Here is a 13,916-nt window from a genome sequence, read left to right on the forward strand (position 1 = left end):
CCTTGGGCCCCAGCCATTGGGGGCCATGCCGGCCAATGTCTCAGCTCACAGGCTCACCCGATGAGCCATCCGCAATTGACGCGCAAAGAGCCTTTCTTTTCCGGACGCTCAGCGAGGCGTCTGCTGCAGCTCGACGCTGACCTTCACGGCCTCGGCGGCCGTGTTGGTCCACATCCAGCAATGCGCCGGCTCGGCGTCGAAGACCTGCAGGCCCTGCGCCTTCTCGGCCTTGTCCAGCTTCGCCGGATACACCACGGCCTTGCCCTGGTGGACATGGATGTTGAACGGCAGCGGCGCGCCGGCCTCGAAGGACCAGGCCACGCGGCCGCCCCGTGGCAGCTTGCCGCACACCTCCAGCAGCTCCCGCAGCGCCAGCGTCGCCGTATGCGTGAAGCGGCCTTCGGGCGTCCAGGCGATGTCGACGACCTGGGCCGCCGCCGCCGCGGTGCCGCTGGCGGCCAGACACAGCAGGGCGAGCGCCGCCCTCATTTGGCCGCCTCGATGGCCGTGACGATGAACTGGCCGCCCTCGTGTGCCGCCTTGAAGCGCACCTTGTCGCCGACCTTGAGGCCGTCCAGCAGCCGCTTGTCGTGGGCCTGGAACACCATGGTCATCGCCGGCATGTCCAGCGATCTGATCTCGGCGTGGCGCAGCGTGACCTTGGCTGCGGCTGCGTCGATCTTGCGGACCTCGGCATCGGTCATCGCGTCCGCAGCGGAGGCCGGCGTGGCCGGCGCTTCGGCCGCCACGGCCAGCAGGGTCTGTGCCAGCAGCGCGGCGCAAAGGAATAGCTTTTTCATGGAATTTCCTTGACGGGGTTCAGCGCGCGCGGACGACGATCTTGCCGCGCATGCCGGCCTGGAAGTGGCCGGCGATGAGGCAGGCGAAGTCGAACTCGCCCGCACGGTTGAAGGTCCAGACGATTTCGCCCTTCTGGCCCGGTTTCACATGGGCCATGTAGGGCTCGTCGTGCTCCATGCCAGGGAACTTGAGCATCAGCGCCGCGTGCGCTTCCAGTTCCTGCGGCGTACCGATGACGAGTTCGTGCAGCACGGTGCCGGTGTTGCGCAGCACTAGGCGCACGGTCTCGCCCTGGCGCACGTCGATGCGCGACGGTGTGAAGCGCATGTCGTCGCTCATGCGGATCTCGACAGTGCGCTGCGCCTTTCGGCGGTCTCCAGAGATTCCCCAGGCTTTTTGTTCCTTCTTGACCGCAGTCGGCGCGCTGGCGGCGTGATCGCCATGCGCCTGTGCTGCCACGGCGGCGAGGGCCAGAGTGACGGTAGTGAGTAGCGTCTTCATGTAGGCCTCAATGGTTGTGGTGGCCATGCGGCTTGCGCACCTGCACCTCGACGTCCGACGAGCGCGCGGCCGGTGTCGGTGCGCTTGTCGCGGGCGGTGCGTCTCCCACCTCGCGCGCCACGGTGCCGGGTGGATGCTGGAACCAGCCAGGGTCCGTGTAGTCGCTGCGCTTGAGCCCGCGCCGCACCTTCAGCATGCTGAACATGCCGCCCATCGCCACCGGTCCGAACGGGCCTTCGCCCGCCATCATGGGCGCCGTGTTGTCGGGTAGCGGCATGCTCATCTCGGTCATGTCGTGCATGCCGCGCTCGCCCATGACCATGTAGTCCGGCACTAGCTTGCGGATCTTGGCGGCCAGGCCGCTGTGATCTACGCCGATCATCGTCGGCACGTTGTGGCCCATCGCGTTCATCGTGTGGTGCGCCTTGTGGCAGTGGAAGGCCCAGTCGCCCTCCTCGTCGGCGATGAACTCGAGTTGCCGCATCTGGCCCACGGCGATGTCCGTCGTCACTTCGGGCCAGCGCGCGGTCCTGGGCACCGGGCCGCCATCCGTGCCGGTCACCTCGAACTCGTGGCCGTGGATGTGGATGGGGTGGTTGGTCATCGTCAGGTTGCCCACGCGGATGCGCACGCGGTCGCCCTGGCGGGCCACCAGAGGCGCGATGCCCGGGAACACGCGGCTGTTCCAGCTCCACAGGTTGAAGTCCAGCATCGTCATGACCTTGGGCGTCGCGCTGCCGGGCTCGATGTCGTAGGCGTTCAGCAGGAAGGCGTAGTCACGGTCGACGTCGGCGATGTGCGGATGCTTCGCCTTGGGATGCGTGATCCACAGGCCCATCATGCCCATGGCCATCTGCACCATCTCGTCGGCGTGCGGGTGGTACATGAAGGTGCCCGGCCGGCGCGCGACGAACTCGTAGACCCAGGTTTTTCCCGGCGGGATGGGCGGCTGAGTCAGGCCGCTGACACCGTCCATGCCGTTGGGCAGGCGCTGGCCGTGCCAGTGCATGCTGGTCACCTCGGGCAGCCGGTTGGTCACGTAGATGCGCACGCGGTCGCCCTCGACGACCTCGATGGTGGGCCCGGGGCTCTGGCCGTTGTAGCCCCACAGATGAGCCTTGAAGCCGGGCGCCATCTCGCGCACGACGGGCTCGGCCACAAGGTGGAACTCCTTGACGCCGTTGTTCATGCGCCAGGGGGCCGTCCAGCCGTTCAGCGTGACGACGGGGTTGTAGGGGCGTCCGGTGGGGGGCACCAGTGGGGCTTGCGTGTCGGGTGAGGTCTGGATGACTGGCTCGGGCAAGGCGGCCATCGCCGCCTTGGAGACGGCGGCCAGCGACGCCAGCGTCGACCCCGCTAGCAGGGAACGTCGGTTGAACATGGGGTGTCCTCGGGGTTCAGTGGGGCGCCGCAGCGGCGGCAGCCGGCGCGGCGCCGGCGGAGGGCAGGGCGGGCGCAGCGCGGCCAAGCAGCGTCTGGTCCAGGTCGGCCTTGGCCAGCCAGAAGTCGCGCAGCGCGTCCTGCGCGGCGGCCACGGCGGCTACCTGTGCGCGGGCATCGGCCAGCAGCTCGAACACGCCGATCAGCATGCCGTTGTAGCGCAGCAATTGCTCGTCGGAGATGCGCTGGGCCAGCGGCAGCAACTCGTCGCGGTGCTGGCGGGCGATGTCCCACGCGCCGCGGTACAGGCCGTAGGCCTCGCGCACCTCGGAGCGCGCGCGGATGGCCGTGTCGGCAGCATCGTGCGCCGCCTCGCGGGCCAGCGCCTGCGCGCGCGGCAGCGGGCCGGGGCCAAACAGCGGCAGCTCCAACGTGACCTCCCAGCCGCGCTGCACCGGCGCCTCGTTGGACGTGTTGTGAACGACGCCCAGCTCCAGCATCGACACGAAGCGGTTGATGCGGCCGGCATCCAGTTGGCGTGCAGCCTGCTCCAGTCGCAGCCGCGCGGCCTGCACGTCCAGGCGCTGCGCGAGCGCCAGCGTCTCGATGTCGGGCTGCTCGCGTGCGGTCGTCGGCAGCGCCGGCAGGCGCTCGGGCACGCGCAGCGCGGCGGCATCGTCGCCCCACAGACCCAGCAGGCGCACGAGGCGCTCGCGGCTCGCGAGGCGTTGCCCCTCGGCTCGGGCCAATGCCAGCCGTGCTTCGGCCGCAAAGCCTTGCTCGCGTGCACGGGCTAGCGCGTTGAAGTTGCCGACGGCCTGCATGCGCCGCGCCAGCTCGGCGCCGGCGTCGGCGGCCTCCAGCACCTGGCGGCGGTAGGTCAGCGTTTCCTCGGCGGCCACGGCGGCTACCCACGCGCGGCGCGTGTCCGCGGCCAGCGCCAGCACGTCGGCGGCGGTCTGCCGCTGCTCGGCCTGCAGGCGGCGCTGCTCGGCTTGGCGCACCAGCGGCAGCGTCAGCAACCGGGCCAGGTTGACGTGCCAGCCGCGCTCCAGCTCCACCTCGTCGCCGCGCGTGAGGCGGCTGAAGCTGAAGCCGGGGTTGGGCAGCCGGCCGGCTTCGTCCACCTCGGCCGCCGTCACGCCCAGGCGGGCCAGGCGGGCCTGCAGCGCGCGGCTGTTCTGCAGCGCCAGCTGTACGGCGGCGTCAGCGCTCAGCGGCTCGCGCAGGCGGGCGGTCAACGCATCGGGCGGCAGCGGCTCGGCAGCCAGCGCCTGGCCCGTGTGGTGTTGGGTCAGCCGGTTGACGTCGGAGACCTCGTCGCCGGGCTTCAGGCTGGCGCAGCCGGCGAGTGCCAGGGCCAGTGTCGTCAGGGACAGCGTGCGCTTCATAGCGGTTTCTCCGCCGGCAGCGTCTCTCTGGCGTACGTGCGCCAGCCGCCGACGCGTTCGACGCGGTCGTTGGCTGCGCGCCAGTCGACGCGGGGTGGGTCATCGGCAGACGGCAGCGGCATTGCCTTCCTGGCGACAGCGGACGGCACCTTGGCGTGCGCGTCGGCAGGGTCGGGGCGGGGAGTCTGGGCAGCAGCGCTGGTGGCGTTCAACGCCAGCCAGGCGGCGAACAGCGCCCCCGTGCGGGGAAATAACTTGGGCATGACAGCCTCTCGGAACGGGTGATCGACCCACCAGGCGCAACTAAGCGCGCGGCGGGAGGGCAGCGTTGGGAGGGGCTCAGGCCCGAGGCGGCGGGTCGGGCAGGGGCGGCACGACGCCCGACCAGCTCTCGGCTGGCGCCAGCGCGGCCTGCTCGGCCGGCGTGCTCGTCACGGTCAGTGTCAACGCCGGTGGTGGCGCGGCGGCCAGGCAGCAGGGCGCGCAGAGCTTGCAGGTCTGGCTGTGGGCATCAGCCTGGGCATCGGCGGCTGGATCGGCGTCATGGTGCTCGTGATGCTCATGCTCCGCATGGGCCATCACGACCGGCGTCGGCTGCGCCGGCCCGCATTCCAGCTGCGTGGCCGCCAGCAGACTGCGCAAGGGCAGCAGCACGAGCAGCAGGCAGAGGACGAGGAAGCGGCCGGGGCGACGCATGGGCAACACTTTAACCGCCTTGCTGTCGCCAGGTCCGCGCCGACAGCCCGCCGTGCCGCTGCGTGAACAGCCGGCTCAGCGCTGACGCGTTGGCGTAGCCCAGTTCGGCGGCCAGCGTCTTCAGCGACTTGCCCGCCCGCAGTTCGGCGCGGGCGATGGCCAGGCGCGAGTCGGCCACGTAGTCGGCAGGCGTCGTGCCGACGGCGTCGCGGAAGGCCTCGGCAAAACGGCTGCGCGACATGCCGGCCTCGGCGGCCAGGCGCTCCAGCGTCCAGGCCTCGCCGGGGCGCGCGTGCACGGCGGTCAGCGCGCGGGCTAGGCGCGCGTCGGCCAAGCCGTTCAGCAGGCCCACTGGCAGCGGGTTGTCGCGCTGGTCCAGCATCCAGCGCAGCAGTTGCAGCAGCAGGACCTCGAACAGCCGGTCCGCCAGCAGCCGCTGGCCGCAGCGCACGCGCTCGGCCTCGCCGAATAGCAGCGTCAGCGTCTCGTTGAGGCCGTCCACGCGGGCCAGCGGCAACACCACCAGCGGCGGCAACGCGCGCACCAGCGGGTGGGCGTCGCCCTGGTCGAAGTCCAGCGTCGCGCAGACGAAGTCCGCGCCCTCGGTGGGCGCGTTGTGGAAGTCGTGCGCCAGCGGGCGCGGGTAGAACACCAGGCTGGGTTCGCTCACCACCAGCTGCTCCACCAGCCCGCTGCCGGCGGCATGTCGCACGGCCATCTCGCCGTTGCGCATGACGTGCAGGAAGCCGCGCCCGGGCTGTGCGTCGAAATGCGTCACGCCGCACAGCGGCCCGGTGTGGAACAGGCTGGCGCGCACGCGGAAGCGCTCCAGCAGCGGGCTGAGGCGGTCCAGCGGCATGACGTCGGGCATTGGGATGAATAGATATTTTGTTTGGACTTTATGATACCTATCGGCCTGATTCGGCGCGCACAGTGGGGGCCTTCCTTCAGTGCAACCGAAAGGTGACTCCATGACCTCCCGCATTCCTCTCGTCTCCGCCGCCGATGCCCCCGCTGCCAGCCGCCCGCTGCTGGATGCCGTGCACGGAGCCTTCGGCGCCACGCCCGCGATGTTCCGCGCCGTCGCCAACTCGCCGGCCGCACTGCAAGCGATGTGGGGCTTCTTCGGCGCTCTTTCGGATCAAGGCGGCGGCAGCATCCCGGCCACGCTGGGCGAGCAGATCGCCGTTGCCGTGGCCGACCGCAACGCCTGCGAGTACTGCCTGGCCGCGCACACGGCGCTGGGCCGCAAGGCCGGCGCGTCGGCCGCCGAGATGAGCGCCGCCCAGGTCGGCGAATCGGCCGACCCGGCGACGGCCGCTGCGCTGCGTTTTGCGCTGAAGCTCGTCGAGCAGCGCGGCCAGGTCGGCGATGCCGATGTCGCGGCGCTGCGCGCTGCGGGCTTCGGCGACGGCCAGATCGTCGAGATCCTGGCGCACGTCGCGTTGAACCTGTTCACCAACTACGTGAACGTCGCGTTCGCCGTGCCGGTGGATTTCCCCGGCGTGAAGCTGCGTTCGGTCGCTTGATAGCCGAGGTGGTGCAGCGATGATGATTGCCTTGACCCAGACCGCCGTCGCGCTGCGCCATCTCGCATTCGAAGACCTGGGCCTCATCGAGCCGCTGCTGCGCAGGCGCGGCTTCGAGGTGCGCTATGTCGAAGCCGGTGTCGAGGATGTCTCGGCCATCGACCTCGATGCGGTCGACCTGCTGGTTGCGCTCGGCGGGCCGATCAGCGTCGAGGACGATGCGAACTACCCGTGGTTGCTCGATGAGGTGGCGCTGGTGCGGCGCCGGCTGGACTCGGGTCGGCCGTTGCTGGGCGTCTGCCTGGGTGCGCAGCTGATGGCGCGGGCACTGGGTGCGGAGGTGCGGCCCATGGGCGTCAAGGAGATCGGCTTCGCCCCACTGGCCTTGACCGAGGTGGGGCAGGGCACGGTGTTGGCCGAACTGGGTTGCCAGCCGGTGCTGCACTGGCATGGCGACCAGTTTGCGCTGCCTGCCGGCCTGCCGTCGCTTGCCGCGACGGTTGTATGCCCGCACCAGGCTTTTGCGCCGCACGAACGGGCGTTGGCGCTGCAGTTCCACCCGGAGGTCGACCCGGCGCGCATCGAGCAATGGCTGATCGGCCACGCGGGCGAACTGGCAGCGGCCGGCATCCAGCCCCAATTGCTTCGCGACGCCGCCAAACAACAAGGCCCCGGACTTGCCGAGGCCTTGGAGCGGTTCATGCAGCGCTGGCTAGACCAAGCCCTGCTTTGACGCCAGCACCGCCGCTTCGGCGCGGCTGCTGACGTTGAGCTTCTTGTAGATCGACTTGATGTGGTCGTTGACGGTGAACCACTTGATGCCCATCAGGTTCGCGATCTCCTTGATCGTGAAGCCCTTGCTCAGGTAGGTCAGCACTTCGCTTTCGCGCGGCGTCAGGCGTTCCCACTCGGGCGGCGGGTCCAGCGCGACGCTGCGGCTGTTGTTGAACGGCGCATGCGACGACGACAGCGAGCCGAAGCCGGAGTTCAGTGGCATGGTGCCGCTGTCGCCCGACGACGAGGGACGGAAGTGCGACAGCAGCCGACGCGCGATGGCGGGCGACAGCGGCGGCTGGCCGCGCACGATGCGCTGCAGCTCTTCCACCAGCACCTCGAAGCGGTCTTCCTTCAGCAGGTAGCCGTCGGCGCCGCATTGCAGCGCGGGGAAGAGGTGGTCGTCGTCGGAGTACAGCGTCGTGACGATCTTCAGCGACGGCGAGCCGGAGAGCTCCGTCAGGAACTCCATGCCGTTGCCGTCGGGGAGTTCCAGATCCACGAGGATGAGCTTGAAGCCCGCATCCGGCGAACTGCCGGCGAGCTTGGCGACCTGGCGGCGTGCGTTCTCCAGGTCGCCGACTTCGGTGATTTCCATCGCATCGCTGAAGCTCTCGCGCACGACGCGGCACAGGAAGCTGCGGGCAACGGGGTTGTCTTCGATGATGAGGACTTTGACGGTCATGGCGGAGCAACAGCGGCAGTCGTGTCGACCGGGCAATGTAGCGCAGCCCCCTGGCCGCAACGGGCCGAGACTGCGGGGGGCAACGCCCCCGGTTCAGGCTTCAAGCGTGGGTAAGAACCAACTTGCCGACCACCTCGCGCGCCGCCATGCGCGCGAAGGCTGCGGGCAACTGCTCCAGCGGCAGCACGCTGTCGAGCACTGGCTTGATCTTGCCGGCCGCATACCAGGCGGCGAGTTCGCCCAGCATCTTCGCGTTGCGGCCTGGCTCGCGCTTGGCAAACTCGCCCCAGAACACGCCCACCAGCGAGGCGCCTTTGAGCAGCGCCAGGTTCAGCGGTAGCGCCGGAATGGCGCCCTGCGCAAAGCCGATGACGAGGTAGCGGCCACGCCAGGCGATGGAGCGGAAGGCAGCCTCGGCCAGATCCCCGCCGACCGGGTCGTAGATCACGTCGGGGCCACGGCCCTCGGTGAGGGCCTTGAGCTCGTCACGCAGGTTCTGCGTCGTGTAGTTGATGGTGGCGTCGGCGCCCAGCGACCGGCAGGCGGCGCACTTGGCATCGCTGCTGGCAGCGGCGATGACATGGGCGCCAGCCGCCTTGGCGATCTGGATGGCCGCCGTGCCGACGCCGCCCGCCGCGCCGAGGATGAGAACGGTCTCGCCGGCCTGCAGCGCGCCGCGGTCCAGCAGCGCATGGTGGCTGGTGCCGTAGGTGCAGATGAAGGCGGCAGCGTCCTCGAAGCTGAACGCATCGGGCAGCGGCATGGCCAGCATGGCCGGGATGCACACCTCGGTGGCAAAGCCGCCCAGCCCGCCGAACGCAGCCACGCGCTGGCCCACGGCGAAGCCCTTGACGCCGTCGCCCACCTCGGTGACGACGCCCGAGAACTCCGTGCCCGGCACGAAGGGCAGCGGCGGTTTCATCTGGTACTTGTTCTGCACGATGAGCAGGTCGGGGAAGTTCAGGCTGGCGGCGCGCACGCTCACCCGCAGCTGGCCCGCCGCCAGCGCCGGGGCGGGTAGCTCGCGCCACTGCAGCGCCTCGACGCCCACCGGGTTCTCGCAGACCCATGCCTTCATCTTCTGTCTCCTCGTGGAATGGAGCAGCCATGATAGGAATCAAGGGGGTTACACCCGGTCTCGCAGGTGACGCGCTCCCTACAATCGCAGCCCATGCGAATCCTGATTTCCAACGACGATGGCTACCTTGCTCCGGGCCTGGCGGCGCTCGTCAAGGCGTGCGAAGGGCTGGGCGAGATCGATGTCATCGCGCCCGAGCAGAACGCCAGCGGCACGTCCAACTCGCTGACGCTGAACCGCCCGCTGAATGTGTACCGCGCCGCCAATGGCTTCCGCTATGTCAGCGGCACACCGTCGGACGGTGTTCATCTCGCGCTGAGCGGCCTGCTGGGCTACCGGCCCGACCTGGTGCTGTCGGGCATCAACAACGGCGCCAATATGGGCGACGACACGCTGTATTCCGGCACCGTGGCCGCCGCCACCGAGGGCTACCTGTTCGGCATCCCGTCCATCGCGTTCTCGCAGGCCGAGAAGGGTTGGGTGGAGCTCGATGCAGCCGCGCGCGCGGCCCGCAGCATCGTTGAGCAGGTCATTGCCGGCGGCCTGGGTCAGAGCTTCCTGCTCAACGTCAACATCCCCAATCGGCCCGATGCCGACAGCCTGCCGCGCAAGATCACGCGGCTGGGGCGCCGTCATTCGGCCGAGGCCATCATCGAACAGGTCAACCCGCGCGGCGAGACCATCTACTGGATAGGCCCGGCCGGTGACGCGAAAGATGCCGCCGAGGGCACAGACTTCCACGCCACCGCCAACGGCCAGGTGTCCATCACGCCATTGCAGGTGGACCTGACCGAACATGCGTCGCTGGGCGCCTGGGCGCAGCGCCTGGGTCTCTGACCCGATGTCCACGCCCAAGCGTTTCCCGGCCAGCCTGAAGCCGGCGGCCGCGCCGCAGCGGGAGCTGCTGATGCCGCAGCGCCACCTGCACCAGGCCACGCGCGACGCGGCCCGGTTGGCACGGCCCAGTGGCACCGGCCTGGACGGCGGTGCGGTGCGGCGGCGCATGGTGGAGCGGCTGCGCGCCGAGGGCCAGTTCGATGAGCGCGTGTTGGCCGCGATGGCCGCCGTGCCACGCCACGAATTCGTCGACAGCGCGCTGGCCGCGCAGGCCTATGAAGACACGGCACTGCCCATCGGCCATGGACAGACCATCTCCAAGCCCTCCGTCGTGGCCCACATGTTGGGCCTGCTGATGGCCGGCCATTCGGCGCGCGAGCGCGGCTCGCTGGGGCGGGCGATGGAAATCGGCACCGGCTGCGGCTACCAGGCTGCCGTCATCGCGATGTTGGCGCGGCAGCTGACCTCCATCGAGCGCCTTCAGGGGCTGCACGACAAGGCCAGGCTCAACCTGCAGCGCATCGCGCTGCCGCGTGCGCCGCGACTGGTCTGGGGCGACGGGCGGGTGGGCCATGCGCCCAGCGGACCGTTTGACAGCATCATCGCCGCCGCTGGCGGCGAGGACATCCCGCCCGCCTGGACCGAGCAGCTTGCGCCCGGCGGCCGGCTCATCGCGCCGACGGCATCCAGCGGCCGCGGCCAGGTGCTGGTGGTGCTGGACCATGTGGTGGACGGGGGCGTCAGCCGCTGGCTGCGCACTGAGCACGAGGCCGTGCTGTTCGTCCCCCTAAAATCCGGCATCGTCTGACGGGGCCGCTGGCGCACCGCGCCACACAATCCGGGTGGCCCCCAACGTGCCCACACGATGTCCTCACGCCTGCGCCTCCTGTCTGTCCTCGCCTCCTCGCTGCTGCTCAGCGCCTGCGTCTCGTCGCCCAAGAAGCCGGCTCCCGTCGAGGATCGCAATCCGCAGCCGGCACGCACGGCCGCGCCCGCATCCGCTCCTGTGCCGCCGGCACCCACGACCCCTGAACCCAAGCCAGCCCCCGGCGCCGAGAACGCCGGCAAGCCCGGCTACTACACGGTCAAGCCGGGTGACGCGCTGATCCGCATCGCGCTGGACAACGGCCAGAGCTGGCGCGACGTCGCCAAGTGGAATAGCCTGGAGAACCCCAACCGCATCGAGGTGGGTCAGGTGTTGCGCGTGGTGCCGCCCGGCGTGGATGCGGCCGCGGTTGCCGCCCGCCCGATCGCGAGCGCCCCCCGGGTCGAGGCCCGTCCGCTGGATGCGAAGCCAGCTGCGGCGTCGGCCAGCGCGGCATCGGCCGCCGCGGCCACGGCGGCGAAGGAGCCGGTGGTCAAGGACAAGGATGGTGCCGCGGCTGACGATGACGCGCTGGCCTGGGGATGGCCGGTCTCGCACCCCGTCACGGCGGGCTTTGACGAGCAGCGCAACAAGGGCCTGGACTTCGCCGGCAAGCCTGGTGACCCGGTGCTGGCCGTGGCCGACGGGCGCGTGGTTTACGCAGGTTCGGGCTTGCGTGGCTACGGCAACTTGGTCATCATCAAGCACAACAACACCTACCTGACGGCGTATGCCCACAACCGGGCGATGCTGGTCGAGCAGGACCAAGTGGTTCGCAAGGGTCAGAGGATTGCCGAGATGGGTTCTACAGAGAGCGATACCGTCAAGCTGCACTTCGAGGTGCGTAAGCTCGGCAAGCCCGTCGACCCGGCCAAGCTGCTGCCGGCGCGCTGAGTCGGCCGGTTAGCATCCCAGTACTCCGGGCCAGCGACCACGTCATGAAACGCGCTGCGCCCACCCTGCCGAACGGTCACCAGGGCCATGCTGGCGCGGCCCACGAGCCCGCCGTCATGCTCGCGATGAATGGCGACACCGAGCCCGGCGCCGAGGCCCCCGACGAGGACGCGCAGGCGCTGCGCAACGGGAGCGGCCATGAGGTCGAGCTGGGCAATGCGCTGCAGGCCTACCTGCGCGACATCCGTCGCACGCCACTGCTGACACCGCAGGAGGAGTTCGAGACGGCCACGGCAGCACGTGCCGGTGATTTCCAGGCGCGCCAGTCCATGATCGAGCACAACCTGCGGCTCGTCGTCAGCATCGCCAAGAACTACCTGGGACGCGGATTGCCGATGAGCGACCTCATTGAGGAAGGCAACCTCGGCCTGATGCACGCCATCGGCAAGTTCGAGCCGGAGCGGGGCTTCCGCTTCTCCACTTATTCCAGCTGGTGGATTCGCCAGAGCATCGAGCGCGCGCTGATGCACCAGGCCCGTCTTGTGCGGCTGCCCGTGCACATCGTGCGCGAGCTCAACCAGGTGCTGAGGGCGCGCCGCGCGCTGGAGGCGTTGCAGAGCGCGCAGGGGGTGGAAAGCCGTGTGCGCGCCGAGGACGTGGCACAGGCGCTGGGCCGGCCCGTCGACGAGGTGGCCGAGCTGTTGGCCTATGCGGAGCAGCCCAGCTCGCTGGATTCGCCGGTTGACCGCAATGGCGAGGGTGGCGAGTCGATGCTGGATCTCGTTGCCGATGACCAGGCCATCGACCCGATGGGTCTTCGGCTGTCGCACGAGGTCGAGGCGTTGCTGCAGCACGGCTTGGCCAGCCTGAACGATCGCGAGCGCGAGGTGCTGGCCGGGCGCTACGGTTTGTCCGACCGCGAACCCGAGACGCTGGACGTGCTGGCCATCCGCCTGAAGCTGACGCGCGAGCGCATCCGCCAGATCCAGATCGAGGCGCTGGCCAAGCTCAAGCGCAACATGATGCGGCACGGTGTCGACCGCGACAGCATCTTCTAGCGCCATCGAGCTCTGCCGGGATAATCCCGGCCCTATGACTCAGACAACGGATTGGCTCAAGGTCGAGAGCATCGAGCTTGAAGCGCAGGGCGTGGCGCACAACGCCGAAGGCAAGGTGGTGTTCATCGACGGCGCCTTGCCGGGCGAGATCGTCAAGGCGCAGATCGCCCGCCGCAAAAACAACTGGGAGCAGGGCCAGCTCATCGAGATCAAGAAGGAAAGCCCGCTGCGCGTGACGCCGGGCTGCCCGCATTTCGGCCTGCACGCGGGCGCCTGCGGCGGTTGCAAGATGCAGCACCTGCAGGCCGGCGCGCAGGTGGCGGTGAAGCAGCGTGTCGTGGAAGACCAGCTGTGGCATCTCGGCAAGGTCAAGCCCGAGGTGCTGCTGAGGCCCATCGAGGGTCCGACCTGGGGCTACCGCTACCGCGCGCGCTTCTCGGTGCGCTATGTGCAGAAGAAGGGCGTGGTGCTGATCGGCTTCCACGAGCGCAAGAGCCGCTACGTGGCCGACATGCAGGTCTGCAAGGTCGTGCCCAAGGTCGTCAGCGACCTGCTGATGCCGCTGCGCGAGCTGATCGCTAGCATGGCCGAGCGGGACCGGCTGCCGCAGATCGAGCTGGCGATGGGCGACGAGGTCATTGCGCTGGTGCTGCGCCACCTGAACCCGCTGCCTGATGGCGACATCGCGCTGCTGCGCGCGTTCGCCGCCGAGCATGGCGTGCAGTGGTGGCTGCAACCCAAGGGGCCGGACACCGTCAAGCTGCTGGACGAAGGCGGCGCGCAACTGGCCTACCGCCTGCCCGAGTTCGGCGTGACGATGCCGTTCAAGCCGACCGACTTCACGCAGGTGAACCCGCACATCAACGCGGCGCTGGTCGGTCGCGCGCTGCGGCTGCTGGCGGTGCAGAAGGACGACCGTGTCATCGACTGGTTCTGCGGCCTGGGCAACTTCACGTTGCCGCTGGCCACGCAGGCGCGCGAGGTGCTGGGCATCGAGGGCAGCGAGACGCTGGTGCAGCGCTCGCGCGAGAACGCCGCGGCCAATGGCCTGGCCCACAAGACGAGCTTCGTCGCGCGCAACCTTTTCGACATGACGCCCGAGCTGCTGGCGCTGGATGGCACGGCCGACCGCTGGCTCATCGACCCGCCGCGCGAGGGCGCGTTCGCGCTGGCCAAGGCTGTGGCCGACATCGCGCAGGATCCGTCGCTGGCGCCGGGCTGGACGGCGCCCAAGCGCATCGTCTACGTCAGCTGCAACCCGGCAACGCTGGCGCGCGATGCCGGGCTGCTGGTCAACGTGGCGGGCTACCGCTGCACGGCGGCTAGCGCGGTGAACATGTTCCCGCACACGGCGCACGTCGAGAGCATCGCCGTCTTCGACCGCTAGCCCGCAGCAGGCTCTCCCTGCCCACAGCCCACCCGCCGCT

General features: G+C 69.5%; 17 protein-coding genes. 7 read left to right on the forward strand and 10 right to left on the reverse strand.

Going from position 1 to position 13,916, the window contains the following annotated elements:
• Window positions 1-108: 108 nt before the first annotated feature.
• The 8 genes from ACG0Z3_RS00605 to ACG0Z3_RS00640 form a co-directional block, all read right to left on the reverse strand.
• The gene (locus tag ACG0Z3_RS00605) at window positions 109-489 is read right to left on the reverse strand and encodes a hypothetical protein (protein ID WP_394394462.1); all 381 of its coding nucleotides are present in this window, start codon (window positions 487-489) and stop codon (window positions 109-111) included.
• On the reverse strand, window positions 486-800 hold the full coding sequence (locus ACG0Z3_RS00610) for a copper-binding protein (protein WP_394394463.1): 315 nt from the start codon (window positions 798-800) through the stop codon (window positions 486-488). Before ACG0Z3_RS00610 ends, ACG0Z3_RS00605 begins: the two co-directional genes overlap by 4 nt.
• Window positions 801-819: 19 nt before the next feature.
• Complete coding sequence (locus ACG0Z3_RS00615) at window positions 820-1,329, reverse strand: cupredoxin domain-containing protein (protein WP_394394464.1); 510 nt, start codon at window positions 1,327-1,329, stop codon at window positions 820-822.
• Window positions 1,310-2,683: a multicopper oxidase family protein gene (locus ACG0Z3_RS00620; RefSeq protein ID WP_394394465.1), complete on the reverse strand. Its 1,374-nt coding sequence runs from the start codon at window positions 2,681-2,683 to the stop codon at window positions 1,310-1,312. The genes ACG0Z3_RS00615 and ACG0Z3_RS00620 overlap by 20 nt, the downstream gene beginning before the upstream one ends.
• 16 nt (window positions 2,684-2,699) lie before the next feature.
• Window positions 2,700-4,073 (reverse strand): TolC family protein, encoded by a 1,374-nt coding sequence (locus ACG0Z3_RS00625; protein ID WP_394394466.1) that lies wholly within the window; start codon window positions 4,071-4,073, stop codon window positions 2,700-2,702.
• Window positions 4,070-4,336: a hypothetical protein gene (locus ACG0Z3_RS00630; protein ID WP_394394467.1), complete on the reverse strand. Its 267-nt coding sequence runs from the start codon at window positions 4,334-4,336 to the stop codon at window positions 4,070-4,072. The genes ACG0Z3_RS00625 and ACG0Z3_RS00630 overlap by 4 nt, the downstream gene beginning before the upstream one ends.
• Window positions 4,337-4,412: 76 nt before the next feature.
• Window positions 4,413-4,769, reverse strand: coding sequence for a hypothetical protein (locus ACG0Z3_RS00635; protein WP_394394468.1), 357 nt, complete (start codon window positions 4,767-4,769; stop codon window positions 4,413-4,415).
• Window positions 4,770-4,779: 10 nt separating this feature from the next.
• Window positions 4,780-5,640, reverse strand: coding sequence for an AraC family transcriptional regulator (locus ACG0Z3_RS00640; protein ID WP_394394469.1), 861 nt, complete (start codon window positions 5,638-5,640; stop codon window positions 4,780-4,782).
• Window positions 5,641-5,740: 100 nt separating this feature from the next.
• Between ACG0Z3_RS00640 and ACG0Z3_RS00645 the strand changes: the two genes are divergently transcribed.
• Together ACG0Z3_RS00645 and ACG0Z3_RS00650 are read left to right on the forward strand one after the other, a co-directional pair.
• Window positions 5,741-6,298 (forward strand): carboxymuconolactone decarboxylase family protein, encoded by a 558-nt coding sequence (locus ACG0Z3_RS00645; RefSeq protein ID WP_394394470.1) that lies wholly within the window; start codon window positions 5,741-5,743, stop codon window positions 6,296-6,298.
• Between the two features lie 31 nt (window positions 6,299-6,329).
• Window positions 6,330-7,031, forward strand: a complete 702-nt coding sequence (locus ACG0Z3_RS00650; protein WP_394394471.1) for a glutamine amidotransferase — start codon at window positions 6,330-6,332, stop codon at window positions 7,029-7,031.
• Here the strand turns inward: ACG0Z3_RS00650 and ACG0Z3_RS00655 are convergent.
• Together ACG0Z3_RS00655 and ACG0Z3_RS00660 are read right to left on the reverse strand one after the other, a co-directional pair.
• Entirely contained in the window at window positions 7,011-7,757 is a 747-nt protein-coding gene (locus tag ACG0Z3_RS00655; protein WP_394394472.1) for a LuxR C-terminal-related transcriptional regulator, read from the reverse strand. The two genes, ACG0Z3_RS00650 and ACG0Z3_RS00655, sit on opposite strands and share 21 nt — an antisense overlap.
• A gap of 100 nt (window positions 7,758-7,857) precedes the next feature.
• The gene (locus ACG0Z3_RS00660; RefSeq protein WP_394394473.1) at window positions 7,858-8,835 is read right to left on the reverse strand and encodes an NADPH:quinone oxidoreductase family protein; all 978 of its coding nucleotides are present in this window, start codon (window positions 8,833-8,835) and stop codon (window positions 7,858-7,860) included.
• Window positions 8,836-8,928: 93 nt separating this feature from the next.
• Between ACG0Z3_RS00660 and surE the strand changes: the two genes are divergently transcribed.
• The 5 genes from surE (at window position 8,929) to rlmD (ending at window position 13,876) form a co-directional block, all read left to right on the forward strand.
• Window positions 8,929-9,672, forward strand: a complete 744-nt coding sequence (gene surE / locus ACG0Z3_RS00665) for a 5'/3'-nucleotidase SurE (RefSeq protein WP_394394474.1) — start codon at window positions 8,929-8,931, stop codon at window positions 9,670-9,672.
• A 4-nt stretch (window positions 9,673-9,676) separates the two neighbouring features.
• Window positions 9,677-10,480 carry a protein-L-isoaspartate O-methyltransferase family protein gene (locus ACG0Z3_RS00670; protein ID WP_394394476.1) on the forward strand — a complete coding sequence of 268 codons (804 nt, stop codon included), beginning with the start codon at window positions 9,677-9,679 and terminating at the stop codon, window positions 10,478-10,480.
• Window positions 10,481-10,537: 57 nt separating this feature from the next.
• Entirely contained in the window at window positions 10,538-11,431 is an 894-nt protein-coding gene (locus ACG0Z3_RS00675) for a peptidoglycan DD-metalloendopeptidase family protein (RefSeq protein ID WP_394394478.1), read from the forward strand.
• A 116-nt stretch (window positions 11,432-11,547) separates the two neighbouring features.
• Entirely contained in the window at window positions 11,548-12,489 is a 942-nt protein-coding gene (gene rpoS, locus ACG0Z3_RS00680; protein ID WP_394395352.1) for an RNA polymerase sigma factor RpoS, read from the forward strand.
• A gap of 34 nt (window positions 12,490-12,523) precedes the next feature.
• Complete coding sequence (gene rlmD / locus ACG0Z3_RS00685) at window positions 12,524-13,876, forward strand: 23S rRNA (uracil(1939)-C(5))-methyltransferase RlmD (RefSeq protein ID WP_394394480.1); 1,353 nt, start codon at window positions 12,524-12,526, stop codon at window positions 13,874-13,876.
• Window positions 13,877-13,916: the final 40 nt, after the last annotated feature.

It is taken from the genome of Pelomonas margarita (assembly GCF_043555875.1).
In the GTDB taxonomy this organism is placed as follows: domain Bacteria; phylum Pseudomonadota; class Gammaproteobacteria; order Burkholderiales; family Burkholderiaceae_C; genus Pelomonas; species Pelomonas margarita.